11 protein-coding genes are annotated in these 14,798 nt (G+C 61.6%); 1 reads left to right on the forward strand and 10 read right to left on the reverse strand.

Going from position 1 to position 14,798, the window contains the following annotated elements; translation table 11 throughout:
* Positions 1 to 157: 157 nt before the first annotated feature.
* Positions 158 to 1,150 (reverse strand): SIS domain-containing protein, encoded by a 993-nt coding sequence (locus DWY05_RS06695; protein ID WP_117821101.1) that lies wholly within the window; start codon positions 1,148 to 1,150, stop codon positions 158 to 160.
* 205 nt (positions 1,151 to 1,355) lie between these two features.
* Here DWY05_RS06695 and DWY05_RS06700 point away from each other — a divergent pair, with 205 nt between their 5' ends.
* The gene (locus tag DWY05_RS06700) at positions 1,356 to 2,078 is read left to right on the forward strand and encodes a GntR family transcriptional regulator (RefSeq protein WP_117821100.1); all 723 of its coding nucleotides are present in this window, start codon (positions 1,356 to 1,358) and stop codon (positions 2,076 to 2,078) included.
* Positions 2,079 to 2,253: 175 nt separating this feature from the next.
* Here DWY05_RS06700 and DWY05_RS06705 read toward each other — a convergent pair whose 3' ends face one another.
* The 9 genes from DWY05_RS06705 to DWY05_RS06745 form a co-directional block, all read right to left on the reverse strand.
* Positions 2,254 to 2,844 (reverse strand): GNAT family N-acetyltransferase, encoded by a 591-nt coding sequence (locus DWY05_RS06705; protein ID WP_117821099.1) that lies wholly within the window; start codon positions 2,842 to 2,844, stop codon positions 2,254 to 2,256.
* A 77-nt stretch (positions 2,845 to 2,921) separates the two neighbouring features.
* Entirely contained in the window at positions 2,922 to 3,947 is a 1,026-nt protein-coding gene (locus tag DWY05_RS06710) for a low specificity L-threonine aldolase (protein WP_117821098.1), read from the reverse strand.
* Between the two features lie 45 nt (positions 3,948 to 3,992).
* The gene (locus tag DWY05_RS06715; protein ID WP_117821097.1) at positions 3,993 to 4,856 is read right to left on the reverse strand and encodes a phosphatase PAP2 family protein; all 864 of its coding nucleotides are present in this window, start codon (positions 4,854 to 4,856) and stop codon (positions 3,993 to 3,995) included.
* Between the two features lie 56 nt (positions 4,857 to 4,912).
* Positions 4,913 to 8,545, reverse strand: coding sequence for a transcription-repair coupling factor (gene mfd / locus DWY05_RS06720; RefSeq protein WP_117821096.1), 3,633 nt, complete (start codon positions 8,543 to 8,545; stop codon positions 4,913 to 4,915).
* Positions 8,546 to 8,702: 157 nt separating this feature from the next.
* Complete coding sequence (gene nth / locus DWY05_RS06725) at positions 8,703 to 9,368, reverse strand: endonuclease III (protein ID WP_117821095.1); 666 nt, start codon at positions 9,366 to 9,368, stop codon at positions 8,703 to 8,705.
* 63 nt (positions 9,369 to 9,431) lie between these two features.
* Entirely contained in the window at positions 9,432 to 11,234 is a 1,803-nt protein-coding gene (locus DWY05_RS06730) for an ABC transporter ATP-binding protein (protein WP_117821094.1), read from the reverse strand.
* A 127-nt stretch (positions 11,235 to 11,361) separates the two neighbouring features.
* Entirely contained in the window at positions 11,362 to 12,717 is a 1,356-nt protein-coding gene (rmuC, locus tag DWY05_RS06735; RefSeq protein ID WP_117821093.1) for a DNA recombination protein RmuC, read from the reverse strand.
* Between the two features lie 124 nt (positions 12,718 to 12,841).
* Positions 12,842 to 13,276: a hypothetical protein gene (locus tag DWY05_RS06740; protein ID WP_117735428.1), complete on the reverse strand. Its 435-nt coding sequence runs from the start codon at positions 13,274 to 13,276 to the stop codon at positions 12,842 to 12,844.
* 693 nt (positions 13,277 to 13,969) lie between these two features.
* Positions 13,970 to 14,602 carry a hypothetical protein gene (locus DWY05_RS06745; protein ID WP_117821092.1) on the reverse strand — a complete coding sequence of 211 codons (633 nt, stop codon included), beginning with the start codon at positions 14,600 to 14,602 and terminating at the stop codon, positions 13,970 to 13,972.
* Between the last annotated feature and the right edge of the window lie 196 nt (positions 14,603 to 14,798).

A 14,798-nucleotide genomic window follows, 5' to 3' on the forward strand; every position in this document is an offset into this window, starting at 1 on the left:
AAGGAGTGCCCCCAACTGCCGGCAGAAAGGGAACGTCCCCAAGTGCCACTCTAACAGTTGCGGTGAAATAGTTCTCAAACAGAGGCTTCACGCCCCCAAACAGGAACTATTCCACCGCAACTTATGAGGACATCGAGCTGTTAGGCCGCTCTATCCCTTAATAGTCCAGCTTCCACATGTAGCGGCGCGTCATGTAGTCCTTGTGGGTGACGGCAGAGAGCGCACGCATGTACACGTTGTTGAGAATCGGCGCAAAGATCAGGTGGTTGAAGTACTCGCTCACGCTGTCCTTGATGTCGTTGAGGCCGAGCTCCTTGGCGTCGAGCTGATAGACGCGCTCGCCACCGTACTGGTTGACGAAGCGGATGCCGCGCTCGTCGTTGCAGCGGCTGCGGCCGACGCTGATGAGCTGGAACAGCGAGGTACGCTTGTCCAAGATCTCGAAGGGACCGTGGAAGAAGTCGCAGGTGTTGATGGTGCAGGAGTCGATCTGCAGCATCTCCTGCACGTTGCAGATGCTAAAGACGTAGGCGGCACCAAAGAGCGGACCCTGAGCCATCACGTTGATGCAGGGCTTGTCGGCGTTCTGCTCGGCCCACTTGGCAGCGAGCGGACGGGTGTACTCGAAGGCCTTGCGATAGATGGGATCAATCAGGTCGAAGGCGGCCATGGCGGTCTCGTACTCAGCATAGCCCTCGGTCTGCTGCGTAAGCTCCATAGCAATCATGGTCACGACGGCGGAGTTGGTGCGGCCCATGCAGGACTCGTCGATGGCCAGGCTGTCGTACTGGATCTTGTAGTCGCAGACCTCGGTGAGGCCGGACTCGTCAACATAGATGGCGATGGTGCTGGCGCCGTGGTCCTTGGCGACCTGGGCGGCGACGATGGTCTCCTTGGTGCCGCGCATGGACACGACGACGGCCAGGGTGTTCTCGTTGACGTAGGCCGGGGTGGCGTGCACGAACTCGTTGCTGGTGTAGCTGGAGCTCACGACCTGCGTGGCCTCGTGCTCCATAAAGTACTGGGCAGGATAGTTGCCGCCGTTGGATCCGCCGGCGCCAATCCACACGACGCGCTTGATGCCGCCCTTGTCTGCCTTGTCAGCCAAAACCTGGGAGACGACGTCCTTAACCTGTTCCTGAGTAGTCATCGTGCATCAGCCTTTCTTCTCGTTTGATGCTCTTGATGGCATACAAGTTACATACATGTTTTGGTGATGTCGACTAGTTGTATGCTATATTTGTCTTAGAAATTTTGCTGATGCGGTTTTTGATAACTAGCTAACAGCGGTTTTGTTGTTGTATTGAATACATGCTTGATTAGACTCGAATACAAGTTAGATACAGGTTGATCGCATGAATGCTTCGTCTAAAAAGAAACTGGCCCAATACGAGCGCTTGGCGGGCATGCTGCGCGACCGCATCGCCGCCGGCACCTACGCACGCGAAGACAAGCTGCCGTCCGAGATGGAACTCATGGACGAATCGGGTCTGTCGCGCAGCACCGTGCGCCACGCCCTTAAGGTGCTCGTTGATGAGGGCCTGGTTCGCACCGAGCGCGGGCGCGGCGCCTTTGTGGCTAACACGCCGGCGCTCCACGAAAACAACCTGGTGTTTTCGAGCTATACCAAGCAGGTCGAAGGCCAGGGCATGAAGCCCACCACGCGCACGGTGGACTCGGGCTTTACCAAGGCGGGCGGCAGCATAGCTAAGTTCTTTGATGCCGCCGTGGGCAGCAAGCTCGTCAAACTTGTCCGCCTGCGTTATCTGGACGATGCGCCGCTGTGCCTGGAGACCACCTATCTGCCACCAAGCTTTGAGTCGCTCATCGATCGCGATATCAACGGATCGCTCTATGCCACGTTGCGCCAGGAGTTCCATCGTGCGCCGGCACAGGGGCACAAGACCTTTGAGGTGTGCTTTGCCTCGCAAAACGAGGCGTTTTTGCTCAACGTCGAGCGCGGACAGGCACTGATCCTGATCACCGACTACGTCTACGACACCGACGGCCGCCCGCTCCATGTCTCCAAGCGCATCCAACGCACCGACCGCGCCAAATACACCGAGCCCATCGGCTAACCTGCCAAAAAGGGACAGGTTTATTTTGGTCGGTTTTATCTGGGGTTTTGCTACATCCGCAGGTTGAACCTATCAATCAAACGGCCCAACGCAAATGCCGCCGCGAAGGGTTTCGTATCCTTCGCGGCGGCCCTCAACGTTTGCCCAGATAAAACCTGCCAAAATAAACCTGTCCCTAAATGGTAGGTTTGGGGAGGTCGGGGAACCAGGTTGGCTTGGGTTGGTTGGGTGTGCGCTCGGCTAGGACCAGCTCCATCCAACACATGTCGTACCAGCGGCCGAACTTTTGGGCGCAGCGGTCAAAGGCGCCCACCAGGCGGTAGCCCATATGGGCATGGAAATCCTGACTGTTGTGCGTCAGATACTCGTCGTCCTTGTCGTGCGGCACGGCAATGAGCGCGCACATGTTGGTGATGCCCATCGCGATCAGACATTGCTTGAGTGCATCGTGCAGTCTGCGACCCAGCCCGCCGTGGCGCACGTCGCGCGCCAGGTAGATCGACGTCTCGACCGACCAGTCATAGGCCTCGCGGCTGTTGAGCGGACTCACATAGGCATAACCTACCGGACGCCCGTCCAGCTCCATCACCAGATACGGATAGTGCTTGAGCGTGCGCTCGATGCGCCCGGCGAACTCCTCAACGCTCGGCACCTCGTATTCGCAGGTAATCGCCGTCTGGCGCACATACGGCTCATAGATGGCAAGCAACGCCGGCGCATCATCGGGCGTCGCCAGGCGAATCGTCGGCTCGGACATCTCGGCCATACAACCCCTCCCCCTCAAAAGCAAAGGCCGCCTTGCGCCAAACCCAGCGCAAGGCGGCCTCTCGTCATTACATCAGGCTACAGGACAGCCGCCAGCGCGTCGATGTCCTCCTGCGTCGTGGCCCAGCTGGTGCAAAAACGCACCACCGTGTGGGTCTCGTCGTACTTTTCCCAGTACTCGATCGAGGCGTGCTCGCGAATGCGGGCCATGTCCTCGTTGGGCAAAATCACAAACTGCTGGTTGGTGGGCGTCTCCAAGAAGAACTGGTAGCCGCGTTCATGCAGCACGCGACGCAGCGCCTGAGCGGTCTCAATCGCCTGGCGACCAATCTCAAAATACAGGCCATCGGTAAAGAGCGCCTCAAACTGTACACCCGTCAGGCGACCCTTGGCCAGCAGCGCGCCATGCTGCTTAATACGCGGAATGGGATGTGCCGGGGCGTGCATGCCGCAGACCACCACGGCCTCGCCGCAAAGCGCGCCGCACTTGGTGCCGCCAATGTAGAACACGTCACACAGCTGCGCCAGCTCGGGCAGGGTAATGTCGCACTCATCGGCCGCCAGCGCATAGGCCAGGCGGGCGCCATCCACAAACAGCGGAATCTCGCGCTTCTGGCATACCGCATGAATCGCCGCGAGCTCGGCCTTGGAGTAGAGCGTGCCGTACTCGGTCGATAGACTCACGTACACGGCGCCCGGGAACACCGTGTGCTCGTAGCTCTCGTTTTCGTAGAACACCTGGATATAGTTCTCGAGATCCTCGGCATGCATCTTGCCCTCGTAGCCGGGAATGGTAAGCACCTTGTGGCCGCCAAACTCGATGGCACCCGCCTCGTGGCAGGCAACGTGGCCGGTCTCGGCTGCAACGACGCCCTCGTAGGGCGCAAGCAGCATGTCAATCACCGTCGCGTTGGCCTGTGTGCCGCCTACCAGGAAAAATACGTCGGCATCGGGTGCCTGACAGGCCTCACGAATGAGCTGCTTGGCACGCTCGGTGTGTGCATCGGTACCGTAGCCGGGCTGCGGCTCCATATTGGTGTCGACGAGCGCCTGCAGCACTGCCGGATGTGCGCCGTGAGAATAGTCATTGTTGAACGCGAGCATGGTAATCCTCTCTAGCCGGGCACGAGCCCGATGATTCAGATGGGGCTATTGTACGCCGCCCGGATAGGCAATGCGCGCGGCAAGGCACTCAAGCGCCAGCACCAAGGCAAAGCCGCAGCTCACGTCACTCAAAAAGTGCGCTCCGATCACGATGCGACCAAAGGCGACGAGCGCCGCGACCACTGCGGCGACCCAAAAGACCACGCGGCGGCGCGACGGCTTTTCCTTAAAGGCCGCCGCGGGAAGCCCGGCGAGCATAAGGCCGATCGCCGCGTGCGCCGTGTGTCCGCTCGCAAACGACTTAAAGCCGTCCTTGATCACGCCGGCGGCGATATAGGCCCACTTGTCGGGGTTGCCGATCACCCACCACGGCTGAAAATCGAGCCTCGGCGTGACCTCGATCACGCGCATGCGCGGGCGCGACCACAGCGGCTTGACGATCACGTTGAGGATAATGGCCTGAACGACCCACACGGCAAGCACCATCAACGCCCAGCGCGTGAGCTCGTCGGGATCGGTGTCGCGTGTGAGGCGGTAGGCGATCAGATTGGCGGCGATGACCAGCACAAACGTCAGCACCAACTGAGCTGCGACGAGTTTGCCGCCGACCCGCAGGGACGAAACGATCTCGTAGCCGGCCAGGCCAACGTTGACAAGGACGCCGAGCACGGCGAGCCATTTGCTCCCTCTGGAATCGGGACGCACCGCGCGCACGAGCATAACGCCCGCAACGCTCGCCGTCAGCTCGAACGGCAGCTCGCCGGCGGCCTCGATAAAGCGACCGTACATGCTGCCGATGTTGAACAGCGCGCTAGAGATCTGATAATCGAAGAAGCTGCCCACGCACAGACAAAGGCACAGGACGACCGCGATAATGGCGACATCTTTCTTATAGATGTATCCGAACATGCTTTCCTTTCGATGGAACCAGAGTGCCCAAATGGGGTGTTTGCAGCGTCGACTCGCTAGTCATCATCACTAGCGCCCAGCTGTTGCAGCAGCATGAGCGCCGCGGCCACCGGGCCGGTGCCGTCGTTGGCGTCGAGGCCGCGACCCAGGCCGCTGCCCGCACCGGCGCCCGCCTTGTAGGGCACCGATAGCTTGCGGCTCTTGGGGAAGTTCACCGCGCCATAGCGGGTCTTAAGCTCAAAGGCCACCTTCTTGGGCACGTCGACGCCCAAAAACGTAATGCGACCGCCGCTGAGCGTGACGCTCTCGAGCCCCAGGCGCTCGCCGCGAATGCGAATGCGCGCGCGGTTGAACAGGTTGAGTCCCGCCAACGGCAGCTCACCGTGCGCAACCTCGGTCTCTTCCTGTACCGCGTCGATGCTCTCCAGGTCCTCGGCCGCTGCGAGCTTACGGTACACGAGCACGCGCTGGTCCACCGCCGGCAGGTACTCCTCGGACAAGAAGTAGTCGGCCGGCAGGTTAATACCCACGCTCGCCGCCTCCACGCCGGCGTCGTCATCGCCGCGCGCCTCGGCCACGGCCTGACCCAGCATCTGCGTAAACAGGTCGAAGCCCACGCTCGACAGGTTACCGTGCTGCTCGGCACCCATGAGCGAACCGGCACCACGGATCTCCAGGTCGCGCATGGCGATGCGCATGCCGCTGCCCAGATCCTGAAACTCGGAAAGTGCGGTCAGGCGCGCCGTGGCCTCCTCGGTAAGCGGCAACTCGCCGGGGAACATAAAGTACGCGTATGCCTGCGTGGCTGAGCGGCCCACGCGGCCCTTGAGCTGGTAGAGCTGCGCCAGGCCCAGACGCTGCGAATCCTCGATGATGAGCGTGTTGGCGGTCGCGTTGTCGATGCCGCTCTCCACGATGGTCGTGGCGATGAGCACGTCGATCTTTTTGGTCGCGAACTCAATCATCACGTCCTCGACCTCGCGCGGGCTCATCTTGCCGTGCGCCACGCCCACGCGTGCCTCGGGCGCGGCCTCGTGCACGCGCGCCACGGCGTCGTCGATGGTCTTGACGCGGTTGGACACGTAGTACACCTGTCCGCCGCGGCCCACCTCCAGACGAATCGCCGCACTCACCACGTCGGGGTCGTACTCCCCCACGTGCACAATAACGGGACGACGCCCGGTCGGCGGCGTGGTGATCAGGCTCATGTCGCGCACGCCGCTCGTAGCCATCTGCATGGTTCGCGGAATAGGCGTTGCCGAGAGTGTGAGCACGTCGATTTGCTCGCGCAGGTTCTTGAGCTGCTCCTTGTGCTGCACGCCAAAGCGCTGCTCCTCGTCGATGATCACCAGGCCCAGGTTCTTGGGGTTCACATCGGCCGAAAGCAGGCGGTGCGTGCCGATGAGCACATCAATCGTGCCCTCGGCAAACGCCTTGAGCGCGCGCTTCTGCTGCGCCGGCGTGCGGAAGCGGCTGAGCACCTCGACCTCGAGGCCAAACGGGGCAAAGCGCTCAAAGAAGGTCTCGTAGTGCTGCTGGGCCAGAATGGTCGTGGGGCAGAGCACCATGACCTGACGGCCGGAGTCCACGCACTTAAACGCCGCGCGCAGGGCGACCTCGGTCTTGCCGAAACCCACGTCGCCGCACAGCAGGCGGTCCATGGGCTTGGGCGCCTCCATGTCGGCCTTGATGTCGGCGATAGCCTCCAGCTGGTCGCGCGTCTCGTCGTAGGGGAAGCTCTCCTCCATCTCGATCTGCTCGGGCGTATCGGGCGGACAGGCGATACCGGTAATCGACGAGCGGCGCGTATACAGGTCGACTAGGTCAAACGCCAGCTTTTTGGCGTTCTTGCGCGCCTTGTTGGTGGCACGCGTCCAGTCGGCGGTATTGAGCCTGGTCAGACGCGGCTTGTCGCCGTCGGGGCCAACATAGCGTGTGATGCGGTCGACCTGCTCGAGCGGCACGTAGAGCTTGTCGCCGTCGGCATATTCCAGCAAAAAATAGTCGCGCTCCTTGCCGCCCACTTCCTGGCGCGCGATCTCGCTAAAGAGCGCGATGCCGTGGGTAGCGTGCACCACGTAGTCGCCCGGCTTAAACGGGAAGGTGATCTGCGTAATGTCAACCTTGCGGCGGCTGCGCGCGCGATTGGCATCCATGCGGGCGTTGAGGTCGGCGATCGAGAACACGGCCAAATTGGCGTCGGGCACCACCACGCCCTGCGGCAGGGCAGCGTCCACAAAGGTCACGCGCCCGCGCGAGATGGTGGGCACGGCGGCGCCGGCGGCAGCCTGCGCGGCGCCCGCCTCGAGCGAGCGGGCGTTGAGCGCGTCGGCCTTACGCTCGCGAATGGAAGCATGGGCCTCCTGGCGCGCGGCACGGTCGGCGGAATCCGCCGCTGCCACGCGCACGCGCTCGCCGATAACGCCGGCATTTTCGGGCGCCGCGGTCAGCGATTCCTCAAAGGTAATGCCCTCGTCGCCAAAGGTGAGCTCCATCGACTCGCGCGCACCGCGGTCGGGGATGGCAAACACGCAGGCATAGCGCTTGCCCACGACCTCCTGGATGCGCGTCATAAAACGGTTGTCCGAGCCTGCGATGGCCGGCTGCTCAATCTTGAGCTCGGCCGTCACCGCACCACCGGCACGGATGAGGCTCACATAGTTCAGGCGCTGCTGGGCACCAAAATCGAGCTGTTGGGCGCGCACGTACAGACCATCCAGGCGGTCAATCCCTGCCTCGCCGGCACGGGTCTCAATATCCTCGTAGGCGCGCAGGCAGTCGTCGAACAGCGAGCGCGGCTCGGACAGAACCACGAGTGCCTTGCCGCTCACGTGTGCCAGCGGGCTTACGGTCTGGCCGTACATCACCGGCAAAAAGCGGTCGAGCTCGGGCGTGACGATACGCGCATCCACCATCTCGAGCAGCGCCGCCAGTTTGCTGTCGTCCTGGCTGGCGCGATAGAGCGCCACATGCATGTTGTGGACCGCCTCGTCGGTAAGCGCCAGCTCGCGGCACGGGAAGATCTCGATACTGTCCTCGTTGCCGATGGTCTGCCCCGTTGAGCTCACCATGCGGCGGATGCGGTCAATCTCGTCGCCAAAGAACTCAATGCGCACGGGCGCTTTCTCTTGTGCGGGGAACACCTCGACGGTGTCGCCGTGAATGCGGAACAGACCGGGCGCATCAGCGGCGCCGGCATTGGTGTAGCCCATGCCCACCAGGCGATGCGGCACCTCGTCAAAAGGAATCTCCTCGCCCACCGCAAAGGTCGTGGACTCCCAGTAGTGGCTCTCGACCGGCGGCACGCAGCGCAGCAGCGCGCGGGCCGAGGCAACCATGATGCAGTTGTCCCCGCGCACGATGCGCCCCAGAGCCTCGCAGCGCTGCGCCACCACGGCGTCGTCGGGCGCCTGCTCGCGCCAGGGGTAGTCCTTGCGCTCGGGAAAACGGCACACGTGCGCCAGGCCCACGTAGGCGGCAAGGCTGCGCGCGGCACGATCGGCCGCATCCTCGCCACTCACGATGTAGACCGTGGGGCGCGGGCGGCGCGCAAACTGGGCGGCGGCCATAAGCGTTCGGCCCGACTGCGACACGGCCAGCGTCACGTCCTCGCCGGCATCGAGCCCGGCCTCGACGGTCTGCAGTGCCTCGGCAGTGTAGAGCTGCGCGGCTATACGGTGAATGAGCATGCTGTTCCTCCGGCATCGCAACGCCAAAAGCCCGCCGGGGCAAGCTCGGCGGGTCGTACGTCAAATACATTGTCTGCCATGGTAGCGCATGGAGAGGACTCCGGCTCAAGGGCAAACCCAGCCCCGCAAAAAACGCCAGACGAAGATGCGTTCCGCCCTACCCCGCTACGCGCACGCTGGGGCACAAATCTGCCAGCGGGCACTCGTCACACTTGGGTTTGCGGGCATCGCAGATCTCGCGACCGAAGGTGATCCACTGATGGTTGACCGACCCCCAATACTCGTGCGGCAAAATCTTGAGCAGATCCTGCTCGGTCTTGAGCGGCTCCTTGGCATGCGTCTTGGGACTCAGCATCAGGCGGTGCGCAATGCGGTTGACGTGCGTGTCCACTGCAATGCCCTCCACGATGCCATACCCCACGTTGAGCACGATGTTCGCCGTCTTGCGTCCCACGCCCGGCAGCTTCACGAGCTCCTTCATGTCGGCCGGCACCTCGCCGCCGTAATCGGCGACAATCATCTGCGCGGCCTCGACGGCATGCTTGGCTTTGCTCTTGTAGAAGCCGAGCGACTTGATGGTGTCCGCCACGTCAGCTACGCTCGCCCCGGCCATGGCCTCGGGCGTGGGCCACTGGGCAAACAGCCACGGCGTCACTTTGTTGACCTGCGCATCGGTCGTTTGCGCCGAAAGCAGCACCGCGATCAGCAGGCGGAAGGGATTCTCGTGGTCCAAAAAGCACTCGACCGAGCCATAGCGACGGTTGAGGCGCTCACACACCTCGATGGCGCGCTCGCGCTTGGCGGCATTGGTCTCGCGTGGCATAACGACTCCTCGGCTCAACGGCACAATAAACTTATGGGCACAATTGTCCCACGTCCGAGACGTTTACGCCTCCAAGAATGCGCCGGTCTGACGGCTCCACAGGCTCGCGTACTCGCCGCCCGCCTCGACGAGCTGCACATGCGTACCGTCCTCGACGATCTCGCCATCCGCCAGCACCACGATGCGGTCGAGCGCCGCCACGGTGGACAGGCGATGCGCCACCACAATGGAGGTGCGGCCGCGCATCAGGTTTTCGAGCGCCTCCTGCACCAGCGCCTCGGACTCGCTGTCGAGGGCAGACGTCGCCTCGTCGAGCACTAGAATCGGCGCGTCGGTTAGGATGGCACGGGCGATAGCCACGCGCTGACGCTGGCCGCCCGAGAGCTTGACGCCGCGCTCGCCTACCATGGTGTCAAAGCCACGGGGCAAGCGGTCGATAAACTCCAGGGCATTGGCCAGGCGCGCGGCCTCGCGAATCTGCTCATCAGTGGCGTTGGGACGACCGTAGGCAATGTTTTCGCGAATGGAGCGGTGGAACAGCAGCGCCTCCTGCGGCACGTAGGCAACCTGGCGGCGCAGGCTCTGCTGCGTGCAGCGCGAGACGTTCTGGCCGTCCACGAGCACGCGGCCGCCCTGCACATCGTCCAAGCGCAACAGCAGCTTGGTGAGCGTCGACTTGCCCGAGCCCGATTTACCCACCAGGCCCACGCGCTGGCCCGCCGCCACGTGAAGCGTCAGGTCGTCGAACACGTTCTCGCCCGCCGCGGCGTCACGATATGCAAAGCTCAGGTGCTCAAAATCAATCGCACCTTCGGTCACTTTAAGCTCGGGAGCGTTCTCGTCGTCTGCCACCAGACGCGGCTCGTCCAGCACGCGCGTCATCTCGGCCGCATCACCGAGCGCGCGGTTGATGCGCTGCATCATGGAGCTTACGTAGTTCAGACGCATGGTGAGGTTATAGGTGTAGGTAAAGATCATGACGAGCGAGCCGGCCGAGATGCCAAACCACGCGTTGCCGCCCGCCACGAACACACTCACCACGGCCATGGTGATGACGATAAGGCCCGAGGTCGTAAAGTTGCGCTGCATCATGGCGTGCATCGAGACCGTCTCGGCGTCGCGCGCGGCACGATCGGCGGCGTCGAACAGATCGCGTTCAAAGTCCTCGCGCCCGCAGGTCTTGACGGCCAAGATGTTCGTGACCGCGTCGGAGAGCACGCCCGAGAGCTTGTTATGGGCGGCGGACGTCGCGGCCGAAAGCGGCATGATGCGCTTGTACATAAGCCAGACAAACGCGATGTAGACGACCATGATGCACACCAGGATCACGGTAAACGTCGGCACCACCGGGGCGAGTGCGGCCACGGTGCAGATGACCGAGGTGATGGTGGGGATGAGCGAATACACCGTCACGTCGACCAGACCGGTGTAGCCGCTCATAAAACGGCTTGTCTGGCTCACAAGCGATCCGCCAAAGCGGCTGGTATGGAATGTCATGGATTGGTTGGAGAGTGTGTCGAAGCACAGGCGCGCCAGGTGATAGTTGCCCGCGATCTCGAGCTTGTAGACGGTGTAGTCCTGCAGCTTGGAGAGGATCTGGCCCACCAGGTTGACGAACACGAGCGCCAGAATGTAGGGACTGAAGACCTCAAACACCTGGTCACCCGCCACGGGACCGGCTTGAACGCGGTCGACAATGAGGGCCATCACATAGGTATTGGCAAACGTCAGCAAAAAGATGTAGCCCGCCGACGAGAACACCGAGAGAAAGACAATCAGCGGCTGCGTGCGCGTGACGTCCCAAAAACGCTGTAGCGTGCGGCGCACGGTGGAGCGTTTGAGCGGGCTGGTGCTTCTCTGAGACATGGGCTTCCTTTCGCGTCTGATAGGGCGAAACGCCATTGTTGCACATTGAAGCGCACTTCAGGCAAGCACGATGCGAAAAGCAGCGGGGCATCCGCGTTTGCGCCGGCGCCCCGCCGTCTTGTTGCAATTAGTCCTCGTCTTCTTGGTCTGTGGGAAAGCCCGCGGGCGTGAGCCCCAAGATCTCATCGGCTTGGTCGGCGTCTTCCAGCGCGTCGATGTCCTTGAGCTTGCGCTCCATGACGTTGGTGCGCGTGGTAATGATGCCCTCGACCGTTTTGCCCGCGGTCTCGATCTGCTGCTGGGCGCGGCGCAGCGCCTTTTGATAGCGCGGCAGCTCGGCCTTGACAGCGGAGAGCACGCGCAGTACATCGTCGGTGCGTTTTTGCAGCTTAAACGTTTGGTAACTCATCTGCAGGCTGTTGAGAATGGCCGCCATGGTGCTAGGGCCGGCAACGTTGACATGATAGTCGCGGCCCAGGGTCTCGATAAGCCCGGGGCGGCTGACGACCTCAGCGTACAGCCCCTCAAACGGAACGAACATGATGCCAAAGTTGGTGGTCACGGGCACGCTCAGATACTTTTCGCTGATGTCCTTTGCCTCACGCTTGACCATAGTGTCAAGCGTCTTGCGCGCGGCGGCGACGGCATCCGCGTCGCCCGACTCCTGGGCATCGAGCAGATGCTCGTACGCGTCGCCCGGGAATTTGGAGTCAATCGGCAGCAGTACGGGGTCGCCCTCGTCTACCGGCAGCTTGACGGCAAACTCAACACGCTCCGAGGCGCCGGGCTTGGTGGCAACGTTTTCCAGATACTGATCGGGTGTGAGGATATCCGCCAGGATCGCGCCCAGCTGCACCTCGCCCAAAATGCCGCGCGCCTTGACGTTACCCAGCACGCGCTTAAGGTCGCCCACGCCAGTGGCGATAGATTGCATGTCGCCCAGGCCCTTGTACACGGCCTCGAGCTGGTCGCTCACCTGCTTAAACGATGCAGACAGACGGTCGTTGAGCGTGCGAGAGAGCTTCTCGTCCACCGTCGCGCGCATCTGATCGAGCTGCACGTTGTTGTCTTTGCGGATGGCGCCCAGCTGAGCATCGACCGTCTCGCGCACCTTGTCCAGGCGATGCTCGATGCCCTCGCGATTGGCGCCGAGCTGTTGGGCCGTCTCACGGCGCAGGTCATCCATCCGGTCACCAGCTTGCGAGAACTCGCGTGCGATGGCCAGGTAACGTTGCTGCTCCACGGCCGCATCGGTCGTCTGCTGCTGCGCGATGGCATTGGCCGTGCGGCGGGTTTCAGCCAGCGCGACGTTCAGGGCATCGAGCGCGTTGTTGGCCTGCTCGAGTGCTGCCAGCGTTTCCGCGCTACTGTCGCCACGCTCCCGCAACTCGGCACGAAGGCCCTTGAGCTGCAGGGCACAGGCCACAGCAACCCCCACCGCCACCAAGGCGATCACAACAAGCACAATATCAATAGCAGACATACATTCCGCCCAACAAACCTAATCGATTATCAATCAAAACCGTGATCAATCTTACCCCGCCACACACACGGATCACTCACTGCCTTGCAGACAAATTTCTCTTAGAGCCGCGGACGCTAAAACGCTAGCTCTCCCAGCCGGCGCGGATGGTTGTTATGACGTCACCTAGGCGCTGACCCAGGGCCGCTAGATGTTGGAGCACCTCGTTGGGCGATGCGCCGTTGAGGATGCACGTGAGGGCATACGACGCCAGAAAGATGGCCGCAAGCCCCAGCGGGATGAGCACGATCATCGCCAATGTGCGCAGGCGCTGGCCCAAACGGCGGCGGCGCGCGCGGCGTTTGTCGAACGCGAGCTCCTGCGCATATGAATCTTGCTGTACGGAATAGGCCTCTGGCGCCGATTCACACCCGGGCACAGCTGCAGGTACAGCAGCGGGCACGACGTTTTGCACGGGCGCCTGGTTGGCAACCCCTTGCATTTGCATCTCCATGAGTCGTTGCTGCTGACGCAGCATGCGCTCAGCTTGTTGCTGCGGAGTCTCAAGAAACAGATCCATGTTGGCCTCCAAAATCGGGGCATTCGACGCTTACGACCAGCATCCCGCACCGCCATGACCGCGACAACGCAATCGCCGGCAATAGCCACAAAGTTTCTTTTGCTCAAAAGCTGTCGAAAAGCTCAACAACTCCCCTACCAGCACTTTCTCTGAGCTTTTTTCGCCAGCAATCTTTTGGCCTTCCACCCTTACGCCAACTGACCAAAATCTAACCAAAAGCTTGACGAAAATTGTAGAGACCGGGACCTCAAGTAAAACGTGACAGCCCCAAGCGAAGCAGCCTGGACAGTTAGTTCAGATATGTATAAATCAGACCCCCTAACGAAGCGTTCAGACGCTTAGTTAAGCGTTATTTGGTCCTCAAAACGGGCATTTAAAGCCCAAAATCAAGCGCTTCAGGTCATCTAAAGGCGTCCGAAGGCTCCAAACCCAGCTATTAAGCAGCTCGATTTATACGTATCTGAACTAACTGTCCACCCACACAAAAAGTGCCGTCCCAAAGGGGCGGCACACAAACCATTCTATGAGTCAAAACTCGTTGGCAAGCCCGCGTCGTCAGGCCCGCGGCGTATGCCTTTGCCTCGCGCGACCCTGCGCAGCCGTGAGCGAGAGGGAAAGGGATACGCCGCGGGCCTGACGCCCAGAGCGGTAAAGCCAGCAGTTGCCCCGCGCTCCGCAGCCGGTGAAAGCAGATTACATGCCCGCGAGACCTCGAGCTGCGGTGGCACACATAAACGCCAGGACTAGGATCACGAGTGAGCCCGCGATGTCGACCAGCACGCCCATTACGCGACGCTCAAACAGCCAGCTCTCAAAGTGCGGGGCGACGTTGCGCCAGACACGCCACAGCAAGATGCCCATACCGATGACGCCCGGGATATTGAGCAGTAGGATCTCGGAGCACAAAAGACCGATCAGGTTGCCGGCGACGAAACCAGCGTCGCCCTCGCAGTATTTGCGGTAGACCATATACAGCATGTACGCCACAAACGGCTGCAAGCACGCAGAAATAAACGTGACCACCATCGAGGGCTCCTGCGAAAAGACCTCGGTGAGTTTATCGACACTCGTGGCGTCCTTCGAAGCTAAGAATAAACCGATAACCACAAGGGGCACCACGCCCAAAATTACCTCGACCAGAGTAAACAACTTGGCAGTCAAATCCTCACTAGCCGAATTCAAATGAGGCGCCCACTCAGGATGAGCATGCGCGCCGACTTTCTTGTCCTTCTCAGCACGATCGGCCTTTTTACCCTCGGCAACCCGACGACCAGGATCCTTGCGAGTTCCCGCCGCAGCAACCCGAGCCCGAGACTTCTTACCCATAACCAACACCTCACAAGAGGAAACGAATAGCCAACGCTACCCAGTGTACCCTCTAAGCAACGTCACCGCCCCAACCGGCCCCCACAAAAACGTGCCGCCCCATAAGGGGCGGCACACAAACTTCTTATCAGCTTTTCTGTAACGAGCACGCGACGACCCAACGCCGGAGCGCGGGGCGGGAGGCCGGATCGCCTTC

Origin of the sequence: Collinsella sp. AF23-4AC, from assembly GCF_003462685.1 — a bacterium.
Taxonomy (GTDB): domain Bacteria; phylum Actinomycetota; class Coriobacteriia; order Coriobacteriales; family Coriobacteriaceae; genus Collinsella.